The following is an 18,964-nucleotide window of genomic DNA, read 5'->3' as shown; positions in this document are numbered from 1 at the left end:
AACCTGTTCCCCTCTATATTTTCAGCCCTTTCTTTTTCGGTGGCTGCATCATCCGCCTTGCGGATTGTACTTGCTTCTCCTCCTTTATCGGCTCTGTCGATTGGGACAAGAGTTTTTTGCACAGGTACTCGTTCAAGTCATTATACCCTGCATAGTGAACCGACATATCCTGCAAGCGGTCACCCAACATCCGTTGCAGGTTGGCGTATGCGTTCCGTCCTGCTGTGTCATTGTCAAGGAAACAGCCGATTCGGGTATAGGTTGCCAATATGCTTTCCGCTTTCGAGAGGTTGGAAACGGAGTTGAGAATGACGTAATCCTGTGCATTCAATCGTGGGTGTTGCGGATTGTTCTTTACTCGGATGGTCAGGAACGAGAGATAATCCATGAAGCCCTCGAAAAGATAACAGACGGTTCGTGGCTCTTTTTGCTGTCGGATATGGGTGATGTCCTTCGGGGCGACACATCCCTTGAAGTATCTATTACGCACTTCATACCCTCTTGCCATATTCGGGAAGCCGATGGCGAAATAGGGTTTGTCGGCATTCTCAAACCGCAGTTCCTTACACTCCCTTTTGGCGAGTTCAATGTCTATCCCCCTTTCTTGCAGATAGGCAATGAGCGCAGGTGATGACAGCTCGCCAACTCTTAATACCCGATAAGTGCGGTTGTCGGATTGCTGCTTGCCAAAAGAAAACGATGCAGGGCGGATGTATGGTGTCCGTTCCTCTATGCGCTTCAACAGGCAGGTTACATCTTCCGTATGGTAGAGTTCCGCTGCCAATGCGATGATGTTACCGCCCTTGCCAAGTCCAAAATCGTACCATTTGTTGAGTTCTGTGTTTACCTTGAAAGATGCGTCCGTTTCCTCTCTCAGCGGTGATTTGTACCAAAAGCTGCTGCCCTGTTGCTTGACGGGCGTGTAACCCAAACTTTGCAGATAGTCTGCGATTCTGATTTGTTTAACTTCTTGTATGTTCATGATATTCTATAGATTTGATGATGATTGTAAAAACGTTGATTTGTTGAATGGCTTATATAACACATTTATTTACAGAAAGATATTTGCTCAACATCTTCTCAACAAACCACTCGCCAAAAGAGAAATCAACAATCGGGTGCTGTTCCTCTCTCAACTTCTCTTTTCGATTGTTGAGATTTTGTTGAGAGTGTATATTGTTTATTGTCAGCATAGTTATATCCTTATTCATCAATTCAACAAAAAAAAGAATGATATTACAGGGATTCAAGTTGTTCCCTCGTGACAGAATAGAAACGACCGACCCGTTTTACAGGCTCATACCGACACTCCCGATTGTAGTTGAATTGGTAGGTGGTATAGGTCAGTCCGTTGGGTGCAGGCGTAAGTTTCCAACACTCCTGCAACACCTTTCGGACTTGGTGCTTCTCCACTTTTACCTGCGAGTGTACCAGCAACAGAAGAATGTCGTTGTAGCAGAACGAGAATGTGTCCGTGCCGACACTATCCATGATGTCAAGTATCAGCTCGTGCATCTCTATCTCCAGTCGGTTACGGTTGCTGCGGATTATCTTCTGCAAGGCTTCGGTATGCAACAGCGATGGAGCAAACCACATACGGCTTTCCTTTTCGGTGGATAGTGTTCTGTGTTGCAGGAAATGAAGAAAGGCGGGTATCTCCGCTTTCAGCTTTTGCAGGAAGTCGGTATCATCAGACTGCAAGCGGTCTATCTTGCGTACCCAATAGCGTGTTTCCCCTGCATCAATGATTACAGGCAAGTACTCGTTGTTGGAGCATAGCACGAACTTGGCGAAAAACGCTATCTCGTCACGGTCTTTGCCTTTGGCTTCCACCTTGTAGGAAAGTGTGGTGCTTAGGTTCTTCAACCGCTCGCTGTCCTCCCTACGGTTGAGCAGCACCTCGTCCACCACGATAAGCAGTTTGCCGGCCCAGTCGGAATTGAATTGGCTACGGAAATCCTCGTTGGTGTTAAAGGTTACATTGTTCTGAAATAGGAGTTTTAGAAAATTCAGAAATGTGCTTTTGCCTGTGTTGCGTTCCTCTGATACCAACAGCAGGATAGGCAGCTTTTGAATGGGGTACAAGTAGAGCAGTTGTAGGTAGTCCATGCCCAACTCGTATTGCTCCCCGAAGATGTGACCTACCAAAGATTGGATATGCGAGAAATCGCCCTCTTTAGGTTGGTGGTCTATCGGTTCATAGAGGTTAAGGAACTTGCCGACCACGGGATGGTAGCCGATGTGTTCGGGTACGGTGCAGAAGCCGTCATACTTGGGAACGCTGCCGATGTAGTCCTTGCCGTAGTCTTGGCGCAGGGTTTCGTTGTTCCATGCTATGCGTTTCCTTACATACCCTCCGTTCAGTTTGGGCTGCTCCACAATCTTGTAAAGCGTAGTCCCCACTCGGATGAATTCCTCCTTTGCCATGCCACCATCCGATGGCGGTCTGTGGCTGTCTTGTTGTTTGTTAGCTGACATAATCAAATGGTTTTAAGTTTGAAAAATACCAGCTACAAAAGTATAAGCATTTATCGGATAAGTTGTTACGCAAAACGCGGCAGAACGGTGACAAATAGCCCCCGAAGAAAAAACTTTCAATGGTTTGGAACGGAAGTCGGGCAGGACAGACGAAAAAACTCCCAAAAAACGAATGTGGGGATTACGCTTTTCGGGAGAAAAAATTGGAGTTCCTGTTGATATGTCGGTCAGATTATATGCTGACACGCTGGCTTGATTACTCTATTCGTGACTGAATGAATGGATTCCGTCAGTCGTGCAACCAATTCAGCTACGAGAAGTATTCGGCTTTGGCTATGCCGTTGGTGTTCAGCGAAAAGAAGATGCTTGTTTTCTCTTTTCGCAAGTACAGTCTTTCAAGAACGGCATTGCGCACCTGCTTCGCACTGTATGTGCCGATACGGAACGCAAGGGCGATTATCGTTTCAAGGCTGTAAACCTCCATGCTGCACTTGTCGGACAGTCGGATGGTATGCCTTATCTCACACTCATTCAGAATGCCGTTCTTGCAGAGTGTCTTTATCCCTGCCCTGATAGTCGGGGCGGTTACATTGAACAACTCGCAAAGCTCCCACTCACTCATGGCGGTTGCCTGTATATCTTTCGGCATAACTACATTGCCGAACTCGTTCATTGTTATGATGTTTCTTTCCTCTTTCATTATCGTTTGATTTAAGGGTTACTGAATGGCATTGCAAATGTTCTTTTCCATATCCTCCAGTTTGTGCGACAATGTTTCCATATCCTGACTAATCTTTTGGGCTGTGATTTTTGCGTAAATTTGGGTCGTTTTTATGTTGGTATGTCCCAAAAGTCGGCTGACGGTTTCAATGGGTACTCCGTTGGATAACAGCACAGTGGTCGCTGCCGAATGTCTTGCTACATGATAGGTCAAGTGGACTTTTATACCGCACAACTTGGCAATGGCTTTCAGCTTCTTGTTGCAAGTCGTGTTACTCGGCATGGGGAATACTTTATTATCTCTTGTCATACCCCTGTACTTCTCTATTATCTTTCGGGGAACATCCAACAATCGGATATTGGATTCCGTGTTAGTTTTCTTTCTTCGGGTGATAATCCACAGATTTCCGTCAAAGAATGTTTGCAGGTTGTCTTCCGTAAGGTTCTTGACATCGGAATATGCCAAACCTGTAAAGGTGGAGAACAGAAATAAATCCCTGACAAGCTCGTGTGTCTTGTCGGGCATATCGGTGTTCATCATTGTGTGTATCTCCTCTCTCGTAATATACCCTCTGTCCACGCTTTCGGGAGAGTTGATGTACCCTGCAAAGGGATTGAACGGCAGACGACCGTCATTCCTCGCTATGGAAATAATGTGTTTCAGCACAATCATGTAGCCCCAAATGGTATTGGTGCGGCATTTTTTCTCAGTACGCAGGAAATACTCGAAGTCGTTGATGAACGAGAGGTTCAACTCTTTTAACGGAATATCTTCACGCTTGTAGGTATGGGGTAGGAACTCACGGATGTGCTTGCAGACGGTAACATAACGTCGGAATGTTCCTTTTGCCCTGCTGTGTCCCACTTTCTTGGCAAATTCGCTGTTGTGTTGTTCAAACAGTTTTAGCAAGGTTTCCTGTTTGATACCGATGCCGAGATAGGCATCTTTCAACTTGGCAGCAGTGACATAACCGTCCGTCTGCATCAACTCTTGATAACGGCGGTTTATCTCCACTCTGATTTTGTCAACGGCACGGTTGATTCTTTGCGCTTCGGCACTCTTACCCGAAGCACGGTTGTTCTTCACGTCCCACAGGCGCAAGGGAACATCCATCTTGCAACTGAACTGCTTAATCTCTCCGTCCACCGTAATGCGACACATCAAAGGCAGGTTGCCGTTGGGTTTCTCACTGCCTTTCTTCACGTAGAACAATACCTTAAATGTACTTCTCATAACTCACTTTTTTTTGGTTACAAAATTAATTCATAGTGAGTTACCGACAGATACGACACATAACGCCAAACGATGCAAAATTTAGGTTTCGCAAGAAATTTGCATCATCGCACGGGTAATGATAAAGTAACTGAACTTTTGCTGCGTTTGTCCATATTCTGTCTCTTCTTGGCTTTTGAACAAGAGAAAAATATAGCGTAACGAACGCTTTTTCAGTCTGTTCGCTACGCTTTACTCAAATTTGCTATTCCGTTAGGTGTTTATTTTAAGGTCAATCCTCCAGAGAGGTCGTTTCAAGGGGCGTATCGCGGATACAACGGATACTGTACGCGTTGGTACGCTGGTAAGGATTCACGATCACCTGTCCGCTCATGAAAAGCAAACGGTTCGCATTATTGTAGTTATCGCCTTTTTTCGCAGCGGAGGAATTCGTCCAATAAACACCTCGCGAATTTCCGTTTTCCGTATTTGCTGACGATGACGAGTAAAGCATATCGCCGGATGAAGGCAAGTGCAAATCGGATTCTGCGAATACGGTGTTCGGATCGCTGATCGAATATTTCTTATTATAGCTCAACGTCGTATTCAGGATCGCTCCGGCCATGGACAAGAATTCGTTGACAGTCGGTACCCGATAACCCTCCGGACAGGGATTGTTGATGTTCGTTTCATCGGCCAAAGGCGCGTGCCATTCATAGTCGGTGTATTTTCCGCCCCAAAGGCCCGTTTCCTGCGTCGAAGACTGTGAAGCCCAGTCATTGGGTTCTGCATTCGTCGGAATAAATTTATTATGGCCGGCATTCGCCCGATCAGGGACACGTTCATTAATCGAAGTAATACCATTCGCCAATACCCCCGTAGTAGCATCAGACCATGTAGTCTGTTCATGTCCGTCGGCCTTGCGCGACCACTGGAACAGCGAACCGTAAGCCTCGTAATCGCCTTTTGATTCGGCAACCTTCTTGGCTCCCAGATTACGGTCGAGCCATGTCTGCGTGGCCTTCGTACCATCGGAAAGCGTCACCTCGATATTCACGGGGTAATAGATCAGTTTATAGTATGCATCCGTACCGTCATAGTTACGGTCCTTGACACCGGAGACCGTCACCTTACACTCGGCTTTCTGCTTGCTGCCGTCGTTGGCCTTGGCCGTAATGGTGGCGCGGCCGTGTCCGACAGGCGTAACGACACCTTCCTGCGACACACGGGCCACCCCTTCGTCGGACGAAATCCACTCAAGCGTCGGGATCGACGGATTCTCGGGCGTAACGGTCGCAGTCACGGTGAGCGGATCATCGGTCACGAGGAAATTGTGGGAAATCGTGCTGAGGGTGATCGAAGTGATCGGAACATCGGCGATGAACGGCGTGACCGTCACCTCCACCTCCGCCGTGCGGCGCATGTCGCTGGTCTGGATGCCGATGGTGGTCACACCCTCGGCCTTGGCCGTGATGACACCTTCGGCGCTGACCGTCGCAACCTCGGGATTGGTGTTGTACCAAGTGATTTTCTTGTTGCCGCAGTCTTCGGGGGTAAAGATAATTTGCAGGCTGTACGTTTTGGTTTCGGGAAGGCTGAGTGTCGGAACGTCGAAACTTACGCTCTCCACATGTACGAAATGCGGGGGCGTATCCTCCTTCTCCATACAGGATGAGAGCGACAAGACCGCCGTCAAAGCCGTGAATAGACAGAAAAATCTTTTCATATCGGTTGGTTTAGGTTAATATTCCGATCGGAAGGCCCTGCAAGAGCCTTGCAGAAACAAATATATTCGGAATAAACCTTTTTCGGGGGCCGACGGCGGCAATAAATCAGCGGGAACGGTTTCGGGAACGGTTTAATCTTTCGGAATCGTTCCCGAAAAGGAGCGCTGCGGGAATGGAAGAAGAGGCGGAACTACTCGCCGTCGAGCATCTTGGGATCGCTCGAACCCCGAACGTTGAGCAATCCCTCGAGCACGACGGTGCGGTTTTCCGACGCAGGGTCTTGGATCTTCTCCAACAGGAGCCGAGCCGCGGTCTCTCCCATCCTGTCCAGCGGCTGCGCCACGGAACTCAGCATGGGTTCGGTGACCAGCGCCGACTGCGATTCGGTGAAACCCATCACCGAGACCTCCTGCGGAATGCGGAAACCCTTGCGCTTGAGCGCCTTCATGGCCCCGATAGCCAACTGGTCGTTGAACCCGAACAGGGCGTCGGGAACCACTCCCTGCACGATGCAGCGGTTCATCATCCGGAAACCCTCCTCCCGGGTGATGGATTCACAGCGGACCACCAGCGACGAATCGACCGGAAGGCCGTGCTTGCGCAGGGCATCGGCATAACCCCGGTAGCGCAGTCCCGAAAGGTCGATCTCCGAGGGTCCCTGAAAATGCATGATGCGCGGCATCGGCTGGCCCATCTCGCGGCGGATGTTTATCAGGTGCTCTACGGCAAAGAACGCCCATTTGTAGTCGTCGATAACGACGCGGCTGGCCGCAACGTCGTTGGTGGCGCGGTTGAAAAAGACCAGCGGAATGCCGCTGTCGATCAACTCCTTATAATAATCGGTATTGCGTCCCTTCTCGGTGACGGAGATCAGGATACCCTCGACCATGCTCTCCTCCAGCAGTTGCAGGTTACGCCGTTCGGCCTCGGCCGATTCGTTGCACTGGGTGATAAGTACATGAAAGCCTTCGCGTTCGAAGACCTGTTGTATCTGGATGATGATCCGGGCAAAAAACGAGTTGATAAACTCCGGGACCACGACGCCGATGATCTTCGTGCGCCGCTTGATCAGGTTCTGGGCGAACGGGTTGGGCCTGTAGTGCATCTTCTCGGCCATCTCCATCACCGCCTTCTTGGTCTCGGGCTTGACATCGAAACGGTCGGCAAGTGCACGCGACACGGTGGACTTGGAGATTCCGAGCGCCCGTGCGATGTCTTTTATCGTGGTATTTTGTGCCATGGGTAAGAAAAAATTTGAAGCAAGATACACAGTTTTATATCAAAAATCAAATTTCATGCCCGGTAATTCCGCATTTCCACAGACCGGGCGAACCCGTGGGAGCGGCTATGGGAGCGGTTGCATAAAATGGGAGCGTTCCCGAAAACGTTCCCGACGATTTTATGAACCCCGGCTGGGGCGGAAACCGCCCGAATGGGATATATTTGTTCTGGGCTAACCCGAAAACGACCTAAATGAGAACCGATCCATGGGCACCTTAGATTATGTAACCATTCTGCTGTTTGCCGCGGGCGTGATGCTCGCCGGCGTCTCCTTTTCCTCTACGGGTAAAAATATGAAGAGCTTTTTCGCGGGGGGGGGTAACGTTCCTTGGTGGATCAGCGGGCTCTCGCTGTTCATGGGCTTCTTCTCGGCCGGCACGTTCGTCGTGTGGGGCTCGATCGCCTATTCCCACGGATGGGTGTCGGTGACCATCCAGCTCACGATGGCCGCCGCGGGCCTCGCCGTCGGATTCTTCATCGCCCCGCGCTGGAACCGCACGGGCTGTCTCACGGCCGCCGAATACATCACCCGCCGCTTCGGCGTGTCAACGCAGAAGATGTACACCTACCTGTTCCTCTTCATCTCGCTCTTCACCACAGGCGCCTTCCTCTACCCCATCGCCAAGATCATCGAGGTCACGGCCGACATTCCGCTCAACACGAGCATCCTGCTGCTGGGGGCTTTCAGCATCCTCTACGTCACGATCGGCGGTCTGCGCGCCGTGGTGGTGACCGACGTATTGCAGTTCCTGATCCTGTTCGCCGCCGTCATCATCGTCATTCCGCTTTCGCTGATGAAGGTCGGCGGAACCGAGGCTTTCCTCGCAAAGGTCCCGGAGGGATTTTTCCAGACCGTATCGGGCGACTATACATGGGTATTCATCATCGCCTTCATGTTCTACAACCTCTTTTTTCTGGGCGGCAACTGGGCCTATGTACAGCGCTACACCAGCGTCAGCACGCCCCAAAACGCCCGCAAGGTGGGATGGCTGTTCGGCGTGCTCTACCTCGTCAGCCCCATCCTCTGGATGCTGCCGCCGATGATCTACCGGGTCTACAACCCCGGCCTCGAAGGGCTGGAAGCCGAGAACGCCTACCTGCTGATGTGCAAGGAGGCTATGCCCTCGGGTCTGCTGGGCCTGATGCTCGGCGGCATGATCTTCGCCACGGCCAGCTCGCTCAACGCCACGCTCAATATCTCGGCGGGTGTCTTCACCAACGATATTTTCAAACGACTCTCCCCCTCCACCTCAGAAAAGGGTCTGATGCGGATCGCCCGCTGGTCCACCATCGGATTCGGCGTGCTGGCCATCGTCGTGGCCCTGCTGATCCCGCTGATGGGCGGCATCGTGAACGTGGTCATCAGCGTCGCGGCCCTCACGGGCGTACCGCTCTACCTGCCGCTCATCTGGTCGCTCTTCTCGCGCAACCTCAACGGGCGGGTCATCCTCACGACGACCGTCGTGAGCCTTGCGATCAACGCGCTGTTCAAGTTCGTCACACCGATCATGGGCTTCTCGCTCGACCGCGCCGAAGAGATGCTCGTGGGCGTACTGGTTCCGGCATTGCTGCTGACGGGTTATGAAATCTACCACCGCGTATGCCGTCCCGGCGAGCTGGTCCCGATGATCGAGAAAGCTCCCGCCGCAGCCGTCGAGGAAGAGGGAGCCGCGAACAACCGTTTCAGCGTGATGGTCATCGGCATCGGCGCCATCCTCGCCGGACTGTTCATCGCCGTGCTGGGCGCTCTGGCCGACGAACACAAGATGATCCCGCTGGGCATGGGACTGCTGCTGCTGGCGATCGGCATCACAGCTTATTCATACAGCAAAAAGAAATCCTGATCCAACTATGTTTACCTGCAATTCCGAAAAACAAAGGGCATTCCGCCACATCCCGCTCCGGGCCGACTACATAATCGCCGGAGGAGGCATGACGGGCGTATGCAGTGCCATCACCGCAGCGAGGGCCGGCGTCAAGGTCATCCTAGTACAGGACCGGCCCGTACTCGGGGGCAACGCCTCGAGCGAGGTACGCCTGTGGGTGCTGGGCGCCACCTCCCACATGGGCAATAACAACCGCTGGTCGCGCGAAGGCGGCGTGCTGGACGAAATCCTCGTCGAGAACACCTTCCGCAACAAGGAGGGCAATCCCGTGCTGTTCGACATGGTGCTGATGGACAAAGTGCTCGCCGAGCCCAACATCACGCTGCTGCTCAACACGGTGGTCTACAAGGTCGAGAAGAGCGACGACCGCACGGTCGACCGCCTCACGGCCATCAATCCTCAGAACGGCACCGAATACACGCTCGAAGGGCGCCTGTTCGCCGACTGCACGGGCGACGGCACGCTGGGCTACCTCGCCGGCGCATCGTTCCGCATGGGCGCCGAGGAGAAGGAGGAGTACGGCGAAGGATTCGCCCCCGACAAGCAGGAGTACGGCGAGCTGCTGGGCCACAGCATCCTTTTCTACATGAAGGACACGGGACGTCCGGTGAAATACACGGCACCGGATTTCGCCATCAAGGATGCGGAACGCCACATCCCCAAGTTACAGAATCCCAACTATTTCAACGCCGCCCAGCACGGCTGTAAATACTGGTGGCTGGAGTACGGCGGCCGTCTGGACACGGTGACCGACACCGAGCGGATCAAATTCGAACTCTGGCGCGTGGTTTACGGCGTCTGGGACTATATCAAGAATTCCGGCAAGTTCCCGCAGGCCGAGAACCTCACGCTGGAGTGGGCGGGGCTCTTTCCGGGCAAGCGCGAAAGCCGCCGCTTCACGGGGCTCTACACCATCACCCAGCAGGACATCATCGAACAGCGCACCCACTACGACGCCGTGGCTTACGGAGGCTGGTCCATCGACCTGCATCCGTCGGACGGGGTCTTCAGCCCCAAGAACGGCTGCAACCAGTGGCACAGCAAAGGCGTCTACCAGATACCTTACCGCTGTTATGTGACTCCCGATCTGGACAACCTCTTCATCGGCGGCCGCATCATGTCGTCGAGCCATGTAGCCAACGGTTCGACCCGCGTCATGTGCACGGCGGCACTCGGCGGGCAGGCGATCGGCATGGCCGCAGCGCTCTGTCTCGAAGAGGGGTGCAAGCCTGCCGACTATGCAAATCCTGAAAAGATCGCACGCCTGCAGACCGAGCTCGTCAAACGGGGGCAGTTCATCCCCGGATTAGACATCTCCGACGGCAGAAACCTGCTGGAGAAGGCTTCGCTGCGTGTGTCGAGCGAACTCCGGCTGGACAAACTGCCGCACGACGGCACATGGTTCCGCCTCGAATACCCGGCCGCCCAGTTGCTGCCCGTCAACGGCCGCATGCCCCGCATCGAGACCGTCGCCGAAGCCGACGAGTCCACCGAACTCCGCGTCGAACTGCGCAGCTCCCTGCGCCGGGAGAACTACACCCCCGACCGCACCGACGCCGTCGAGATCATACCCCTCGTCCAAGGAGAAAACCATATCGTGCTGGACTTCGGCATCGAATACGACGCGGCGCGCTATGTCTTCGTCTGCTTCATGACCAACGACAAGGTGCGCCTGCCCCAAAGCGGACGCTTCGTAACGGGCCTCACATCGGTCTTCAACCACATCAACCCCGCCGTCTCGAACTTCGGCCGTCAGACGCCTCCCGAAGGCATCGGCGTCGACGCATTCGAATTCTGGTGCCCGAAACGCCGTCCCGAAGGAAAGAACCTCGCCCTGCGGTTCACCCCGGGTCTCGCCGCCTTCGGCGCGGAGCAGTTGCGGAACAACTACTTCCGCCCCTACCTCGCTCCCAATGGCTGGGCCGCCGATGCCGCCGACGCCGCACCCGAGCTGGAGATCGTCTGGAATGAACCCCAGAGCATTTCGCAGGTCCGGCTCTTCTTCGACACCGACGCCGACCACGCGATGGAAAACGTGCAGATGGGACACTACGACTCCGTGATGCCCTGCTGCATCCGCGACTACGTTCTCTCGGACGACGCGGGCCACGAACTGGCGTGCGTCGAAGGCAACCACCAGACCGTCAACACGCTGACCTTCCCCGAGCCGGTAACGGCGCAGGCACTCCGGCTCCGGTTCCGGCGTCCGGAGGGCGACGTCTGTCCGGCGCTGATGGGCATTATCATCGAATCGAAAACAACGAAATAAACCAACCAACTTCAGAACCTATGAAAAAAATCTACATGACCCTGGTGATGCTCTTCGCGATCACGGCATCCATGGCACAGCCCAGGGAGATCAAAGGTGTAGTGCACGACGAGAACGACAAACCCATGTCGGGCGTTACCGTGTATGTGCAGGAAACGGGTGCTGGAACGATCACCGGCAGCAAAGGCACATATTCGATCAAGATTCCGAACCCCAAGAGCGAGATCACCTTCTCGTTCATGGGCTACAAGACGCTCAAACTGAAAGCCGACGATCCCAAGGCCAAGTTCGACATCATCAAACTGCTGCCCGACCAGCAGATGCTCGACGCCGTCGAGGTCGTACAGGTGGGTTACGGCACGCAAAAGAAAGTCAACCTGCTGGGATCGGCCGAGAACGTGTCGGTCAAGGACCTCGAAAACCGTCCTATCACCCAAGCCTCGATGGCCCTGCAGGGTACGATCTCGGGTATCGACGTGGTCCAGAACTCGGGACAGCCGGGACAGGACCAAGGTTCGATCCGCATCCGCGGCGTATCGTCCATCGCCAACAACAACGAACCGCTGGTGCTGATCGACGGCGTCGAGGGAGACATCAACCAAATCAACCCCAAGGACATCGAATCGATGTCGGTGCTGAAGGACGCTTCGTCGGCGGCCATCTACGGCAACCGTGCGGCGGCCGGCGTCGTGCTCATCACGACCAAATCGGGCGAAGGTTCGGGCGAGCTCAAGGTGAGCTACAACGGCAGCTTCTCGCTGCAGGAGACCACGGCGCTGCCCAAGCCGGTGAAGGTGCTCGAATGGCTCGACCTGAAGGAGGAAATGTTCCTCTACAACGGCGAGATCAAGAATTACGACAGCGACCGCGAGAAATACATCTCGGGCGAAAAGGTCTCCGTAAACTACTACCTCCGCCACTTCCGCATCGCCCCGATGCACGACCACTACCTGAGCATGTCGATGGGCGGCAAGAACTACAACAGCAGCGTCTCGCTGGGCTACGGCAACCAAGACGGCGTGCTGAAGGGCACTGACAACGAAAAGATCTCGTTCCGCTCGAACCTCAGCATGTACTCCACCAACCGCAAGTTCTTCACGACGCTCAACCTCTCGGGCTACCGCAAGGACATGACCTCGACGGCCATGGGCACCAACCAGACCATTCAGGACGTCCACCGTGCGGGTCCCACCAGTATCTTCAAGGCCTACAACGGGCTCTACGGCTTCTACGGCCGCCACATGGGACAGCTCGAGGCCGGGGGCCGCACGAAGAACGTCTCCAACCAACTGACCGCAAAGATCAGCGCCGGAGTGGAACCCATCAAGGGGCTGAAAATCCAAGGCTCGTTCGCCACGGTCTACTTCAATTCGCGCAACGACCAGTTCGTGGCCCCGATCTACACCGTGGGCGACCTCTACGGCGACGTGCAGAACAAGGTGGCCAGCTTCATCGAGATCAAGAACTCGACGACCCTCTCGACGACCACCGAACTTACGGCCAACTACAAGAAACGCATCGACCGCCATGACTTCTCGGTACTTGTCGGTGCCTCGCAGTACTGGTGGCGCAACGAATGGGAGATGGCGCGCCGCGACAACATGTCCTCGTTCACCCCGTCGCTGAACATGGGCGACCCCGCCACGCAGGTCAACGACAACGCCATCAACGAACGCACGACCCGTTCGCTCTTCGGTCGTGCAAACTACTCCTACGACGACCGCTACCTCTTCGAGGTCAACGTCCGCTACGACGGTTCGTCGCGCTTCTACAACAAGAAATGGGGTCTCTTCCCGTCGGTGGCCGCCGGATGGCGCATCTCCCAAGAGAGTTTCTTCAAGAACTCCGGCGTGACCGAGTATATCAACAACCTCAAGCTGCGCGTGTCGTGGGGACGCCTCGGCAACGAGTATATCTCCTCGAACTACACCGGGTACCCGACCCTCTCGACCGACAGCTACTACGACTTCAACGGCACGCAGGTGGCCGGCGCCGCCATCACCGAACTCTCGAACAAGGACACTTCGTGGGAGACCTCCGAGCAAACCAACATCGGTCTCGACATCGGCATCTGGAACCGCTTCTCGCTGACGGCCGACATCTTCTACAAGAAGACCACCGACATCCTGATGAAACTGCCCATTCCACCGTCGCTGATCGGCAACGTGAACGGCGGTCCCTACCAGAACGCCGGCAGCATGGAGAACAAGGGTCTCGAACTGACGCTCAACTACCGCCAGACCTACCGCAACAAAATGTATGTCGACGCCACGTTCACGACCACGTTCCTGCGCAACAAGATCCTCGACCTGAAAGGCGTCAGCCCCGTGATCCACGCCTCACTGCCCATCGTCCAGATGGAGGGTCATCCCGTGGGCGCCTACTACGGCTACCGGATGGCCGGCGTCTACCAGTTCGACGACTTCACATGGCAAAACGACAGCGACCCCTCGGTGCCCCTGCAGGATCGTGTCTACAAGCTCAAAGAAGGACGGCCCGTGCCGAGCGAGGGCAGTCCGCGCCCCGGCGACCTGAAATTCGCCGACCTCTCGGGCCCCGACGGCAAGCCCGACGGCAAAATCGACCTCGACTACGACCGGACCATCATCGGCGACCCGTTCCCCGACGTCTCGATGTCGCTGAACCTCAACTGGGGCTGGAAGGGTATCGACTTCAACATGTTCTGGCAGACGGTGCTGGGCCGCGACATGTACAACCAAGGTCCGATGGTCGTGCCGTTCTACAACGACAACGGCAACGTCTGGAAAGACATGGTCGACAAGCGCTGGACGGCCGAGAACCCGACCAACCGCCACCCGCGCATGAATTACGATTCGAAGACGGCCAACACCCGTTCGAGCTACTACATCTACGACGCCTCGTTCCTGCGCCTGAAGAACATCGAGCTGGGCTACACGCTGCCCGTGCGCTGGACGGCCAAACTGCACATGTCGAAGGTGCGCATCTATGCCGGCATCCAGAACGCATGGACGCTCACCAACTTCCCGGGATGGGACCCCGAGCGTCCCTCGACCAACATCGCATCGGAGGTCTATCCCCAGATACGCATCTACAACTTCGGCCTCAACATCGGTTTCTAACACAAAACACGGACAAAGATGAAAACTTATCATAAAATAGTCGCACTCGTCAGTTCGGCGCTCATGCTGGGTTCCTGCGCGGATTACCTGATACGCGAACCGCAGGACGCACTCGACCCCGCCACCTTCTTCTCTTCGCAGGAGAACGCCGTCATCGCCGTCAACGGCATCTACAACGCCGCCCTCGAACCGGTCAAGGGCCGCACCTACGCCATCGACTTCGACTGCATGTCGGACAACATGTACAACTATTCGCGCAACCAGAACACGCAGGAGTTCGGACAGGGCACCCACGGTTCGTCGAGCGTCTATGCGCTGAACTTCTGGAGCCGCGGCTACCGCGGAATCTCGCGTGCCAACACCCTGCTGGCTTGGCTCGACCACTGCTACGAGATAACTGTCCCGGCCACCAACATCAAGGATCGGCTGCGCAGCGAGGCGCTCTTCCTGCGTGCGTATTTCTACTCGGAACTCATCGATTTCTTCGGAGACGTGCCGATGTACCTCGAGCAGGTCGATCTGGCCGACAGCAAGCCCCGCACGCCCAAGGCGCAGGTCGTGGAGCAGATCCTCGGCGACTTGGAGGAAGCGGCCAGACACCTGCCCGTAACCTATGCCGCCGAGGACACGGGCCGCGCCACGAGCGGCGCCGCACTGGCCCTCAAAGGCAAGATCGAGCTCTACAACGGGATGTACGCCCAAGCAGCCGAAACGCTCAAAGAGGTGATCGACCTCAAAGACGAGAACGGCGCGCTCCGTTACGACCTCTATCCCCGCTACCGGGAGCTGTTCCTGCCCCAGAACGAGAACAACAGCGAGGTGATCTTCGACATCCAGTACATGAAGAACGCCTATTCGCAGGGGCTTTCACATCAGCTCTACACCTTCACCTACGAGTGGAACTCCTACTGTCCGACGGCGGCGCTCGCCGAGTGTTACTACACCAAGAACGGCTATCCCGTAAGTTGGAACGCCGAGACGCAGCTCTACGAGAGCGCCGACCCGGCTTTCGATTCGACCTATCCCTACAAGGACCGCGATCCGCGCCTCGACCAGTCGATCATCATGCCGGGTACGGACAACGGCCGCGGCACGGTATTCCTCCCGAGCTCTTCGAACTATACGGGCATGAAAATCCGCAAGTGGAACGACTACACCGAGACCGAGAAGAACAACTCGGAGCATAACATCATCCTGATCCGTTTCGCCGACGTGCTGCTGATGCGTGCCGAGGCGCTCGTGGAGTCGGGAACGTTCGACGAAGCCGAAGTCCGCGGACTGATCGACCGTGTGCGCCAGCGCCCCTCGGTGATGATGCCGAAGGTCGAGGATGTCGAAGGCACGAATCTCGACGCCACCGCACTGCGGGCCATCATTCGCCACGAACGCCGTGTCGAATTCGCTTTCGAGGGCACCCGCATTTCGGACATCCGCCGCTGGCGGATCGGCCCCGAGGTGATGACCGACGCCTACGGCTACAAGTATCAGGACGTGCGCCTCAACCCGCCGAAGTACATTCCCTACAAGGTCGACACGCGTTCGTTCAACCCCAACCGGGATTACCTGTGGCCCATCCCGCAGAACGAGATCAATACCAATCCCTTCATCAACGCCCCGGACCAGAACCCCGGCTACTAAACGCCGGTTCACCGAACGTACAGACAAGCAGTCCCGACCCGGCTGCTTGTCTGCCATAAACCCGAACAGCCGCAACGATGAAAAAAGCACTCTGCATACTCGCCCTCCTCGGTCCGCTGACCCTCTTCGGAAGCGGTCCGCGCATCGGCGATTCCCGGATCGGCATTTCATGGCAGAAAAGCAGCGAAGGCTGGAAGCCCCGGAAAATGGAGCTCCGCGACGGCGGGCAGACGTTTATCTGGGGTATTCCTGACGGCAGTTACACCGTGCTCTACACACCGGAAGCGCCGTCGAAGGAGGGAGAAATTGTCGTCAACCGGGGCGGCGACACGCTGTGCTTCGACATCGACCGTTTCCACTGCATCGCCCCGAGCTACCGCAAGGCAACCTCCTCCGTGCCGCTGAACCGTGCGGGCGAAGCCTTTCGGCTCGTGCCGGAGGAGATGCACCGAAACGGCGACACCCTCCGTTTCGAAGCCGCGGGCGAACCCGGACGGCTCACGGCCGAATGGTGGGCAGACGCGGCCCATCCGGGCGACCTGTGCGTCAGGACGACTTTCACCGCCGCGCGGGCGGGTTACTATTCGCTCTCGACCCCGGCAACGGCCACGCTCCCCGAGGAACAACTGGCATGGGGATGCGTTCCGGGATTCTTTCAGGGCGACGCTATCGAACCCGATTTTCACTTGGCCTATATGTATGGTCAGGGGCTGCCGCACCTGCCGGTGGTCTGCAACGAAAACACCGTGACCACAATGGCCTCGCTGCTGACCGACAGGCAGGGGCTCACGCTGGCCGTCATTCCGGAGCCGGGTTACGACCGAAAGCCCTACGAGAACGACCGGCGCACGCACGGAGAATGCTGGCGCACGGGACTTTCGCACATGACACGCGACGGACGGCTCTGCCCCACGGTCTGGCACCCGGTGCTCGGCGAAGAGGGTTCATGGCTCGAAGCAGGCGGCCAAACCCGTTTCGCATTCCGTTACACCCTGCGACGCGCCGACTGGTACGCGGTTTTCAAACATGCCGTTTACGACATCTACGGGCTGAAAGAGGAACTCGCCCTGCGACGTTCCCGGTTCTCGCTCACCGACCGGATCGAGGCGATCTACCGCTACGTCTGCGACGATTCGCTCTCGCTCTGGCGCACGGAGCGCTGCGAAGGCGTCGAGATCGGCGCGCAGGCCTATCTGGGCAGCGTCGTCGGTTCGGAGAAAGATGCCATGAAGAACGCCGACGCCGGTGCGGTGTGGATGCTTGCGGCGATGACCGGCGACAGTCTGCTCCGCTACGGACGCCTGCCCTACATCCGCAATTTCAAACTCATGCAGCAGGGCGGGCACGGCGACCGCAACCGCGGAGCGGCGCTCGGGCAGTATTACCTGTCGAAAAAGGGGATATTCGTCGAGGAGTGGGGCAGCCACATCGAACCGATCGGCATCACCTATTACACGCTCATCGACATCGGCAACATCCTGCTCTTCGAACCGCAGGACACACTGCTGCGCGAGAAACTGCGCGAAGGCGCCGATCTGCTGCTCTCGCTGCAACATCCGGACGGCAGTTTCGACGTGGCCTATGACAAACTCACGGGCAAGGCGCTCTTCACCGACCTCGAAGACCTGCGTCCCACGTTCTACGGACTGCTGGTCGCCCACCGCATCCTGGGCGAACGGAGATACCTCGATGCGGCGCTCCGCGGTGCCGACTGGTATGTCGCGCATGCCGTCGACCGGGGCCGGTTCCTCGGCGTTTGCGGCGATGCCCGTTTCATCAACGACTTCGCCACCGTGCAAAGCGCCCAAGCATTGCTCGAAACATACGAAGCGAGCGGGGATAAACGTTATTTCGATGCGGCCGTCCGCGCGGCACGCCTCTACGCCTGCTCCATTTACACCCACGCACGCTCGGAGGATGCTCCCGTCCGGCTGAAAGGCCGCGAACTGCGCGACTGGCAACTGAGTCAGACGGGACTTTGTTTCGAACACGGCGGAAGCACGGGATCAGCGACCAAGAGCGGTCCCATCCTGCTGACGAGCCACTGCGGACTCTATACCCGGTTGGCGGCGATGACCGGCGACAGTCTTTTCGCCGATCTGGCACGCACGGCAGCCATCGCCCGGGAGGAGTTCCTCAACCCCGGCACGAAGATCGCCACTTACTATTGGTCGCAGTTCGACCGCGGCCCGGGACCTTTCCCGCATCATGCCTGGTGGCAGCTGGGATGGATCGTCGACTACCTGCTCAGCGAAGCCGAATGCCGCAGCGAAAGGCTGATCGCCTTTCCCCGGGGGTTCGTGACTCCCAAGGTCGGGCCGCAGCGCATCACGGGGTTCGCCCCCGGACGCATCGGGAAACACGAAGCCGACCTGATCCTCCGCCCGGGGCTCGTCCGCACGGGGTGTCCCGACCTCGACTGCCTGACGGCGCTTTCGACCGACGGCCGGCGGCTCTATGTCGTCCTGCTGGGCAGTTCGGCCCACGCAAACCAAGGCCGGATCACACTCGACGTCACGAAACTCGGCTGGCAGGGTATCGGCCATATCCGCGCCCTGACACCGGAAACCGAACGGCTCTCGGACACGGAAGCGACACCCTGCACGATCGACGGATTCGGAATTAAACTATGGGAAATAACACGCAAATAA

The 18,964-nt window shown here is 56.2% G+C and carries 11 protein-coding genes; 5 read left to right on the top strand and 6 right to left on the bottom strand.

What is annotated here, in order from left to right:
* Window positions 1–13: 13 nt before the first annotated feature.
* The 6 genes from BN5935_RS06835 to BN5935_RS06810 form a co-directional block, all read right to left on the bottom strand.
* A complete protein-coding gene (locus BN5935_RS06835; RefSeq protein WP_016564201.1) occupies window positions 14–982 on the bottom strand; it encodes a toprim domain-containing protein in 969 nt (322 codons plus the stop codon).
* A gap of 254 nt (window positions 983–1,236) precedes the next feature.
* Window positions 1,237–2,478: a primase-helicase family protein gene (locus tag BN5935_RS06830; protein ID WP_016564203.1), complete on the bottom strand. Its 1,242-nt coding sequence runs from the start codon at window positions 2,476–2,478 to the stop codon at window positions 1,237–1,239.
* Between the two features lie 310 nt (window positions 2,479–2,788).
* Window positions 2,789–3,178 carry a hypothetical protein gene (locus BN5935_RS06825; protein WP_016564204.1) on the bottom strand — a complete coding sequence of 130 codons (390 nt, stop codon included), beginning with the start codon at window positions 3,176–3,178 and terminating at the stop codon, window positions 2,789–2,791.
* Window positions 3,179–3,196: 18 nt separating this feature from the next.
* A complete protein-coding gene (locus BN5935_RS06820) occupies window positions 3,197–4,432 on the bottom strand; it encodes a site-specific integrase (RefSeq protein WP_016564205.1) in 1,236 nt (411 codons plus the stop codon).
* A 271-nt stretch (window positions 4,433–4,703) separates the two neighbouring features.
* Entirely contained in the window at window positions 4,704–6,137 is a 1,434-nt protein-coding gene (locus BN5935_RS06815; RefSeq protein ID WP_064975452.1) for an Ig-like domain-containing protein, read from the bottom strand.
* A gap of 191 nt (window positions 6,138–6,328) precedes the next feature.
* Window positions 6,329–7,378 carry a LacI family DNA-binding transcriptional regulator gene (locus tag BN5935_RS06810; protein ID WP_064975451.1) on the bottom strand — a complete coding sequence of 350 codons (1,050 nt, stop codon included), beginning with the start codon at window positions 7,376–7,378 and terminating at the stop codon, window positions 6,329–6,331.
* Between the two features lie 247 nt (window positions 7,379–7,625).
* Between BN5935_RS06810 and BN5935_RS06805 the strand changes: the two genes are divergently transcribed.
* The 5 genes from BN5935_RS06805 (at window position 7,626) to BN5935_RS06785 (ending at window position 18,964) form a co-directional block, all read left to right on the top strand.
* Complete coding sequence (locus tag BN5935_RS06805; RefSeq protein WP_064975450.1) at window positions 7,626–9,263, top strand: sodium:solute symporter family protein; 1,638 nt, start codon at window positions 7,626–7,628, stop codon at window positions 9,261–9,263.
* Between the two features lie 7 nt (window positions 9,264–9,270).
* Window positions 9,271–11,574: an FAD-dependent oxidoreductase gene (locus BN5935_RS06800; protein ID WP_064975449.1), complete on the top strand. Its 2,304-nt coding sequence runs from the start codon at window positions 9,271–9,273 to the stop codon at window positions 11,572–11,574.
* Between the two features lie 20 nt (window positions 11,575–11,594).
* Window positions 11,595–14,675 (top strand): SusC/RagA family TonB-linked outer membrane protein, encoded by a 3,081-nt coding sequence (locus BN5935_RS06795; protein ID WP_064975448.1) that lies wholly within the window; start codon window positions 11,595–11,597, stop codon window positions 14,673–14,675.
* Window positions 14,676–14,693: 18 nt separating this feature from the next.
* Window positions 14,694–16,313, top strand: coding sequence for a RagB/SusD family nutrient uptake outer membrane protein (locus tag BN5935_RS06790; protein ID WP_064975447.1), 1,620 nt, complete (start codon window positions 14,694–14,696; stop codon window positions 16,311–16,313).
* A 77-nt stretch (window positions 16,314–16,390) separates the two neighbouring features.
* Window positions 16,391–18,964 carry a glycoside hydrolase family protein gene (locus BN5935_RS06785; RefSeq protein ID WP_064975446.1) on the top strand — a complete coding sequence of 858 codons (2,574 nt, stop codon included), beginning with the start codon at window positions 16,391–16,393 and terminating at the stop codon, window positions 18,962–18,964.

The organism is Alistipes provencensis (assembly GCF_900083545.1).
Taxonomy (GTDB): Bacteria; Bacteroidota; Bacteroidia; order Bacteroidales; family Rikenellaceae; genus Alistipes; species Alistipes provencensis.
This window is presented reverse-complemented; position numbering and strand designations above follow the sequence as displayed.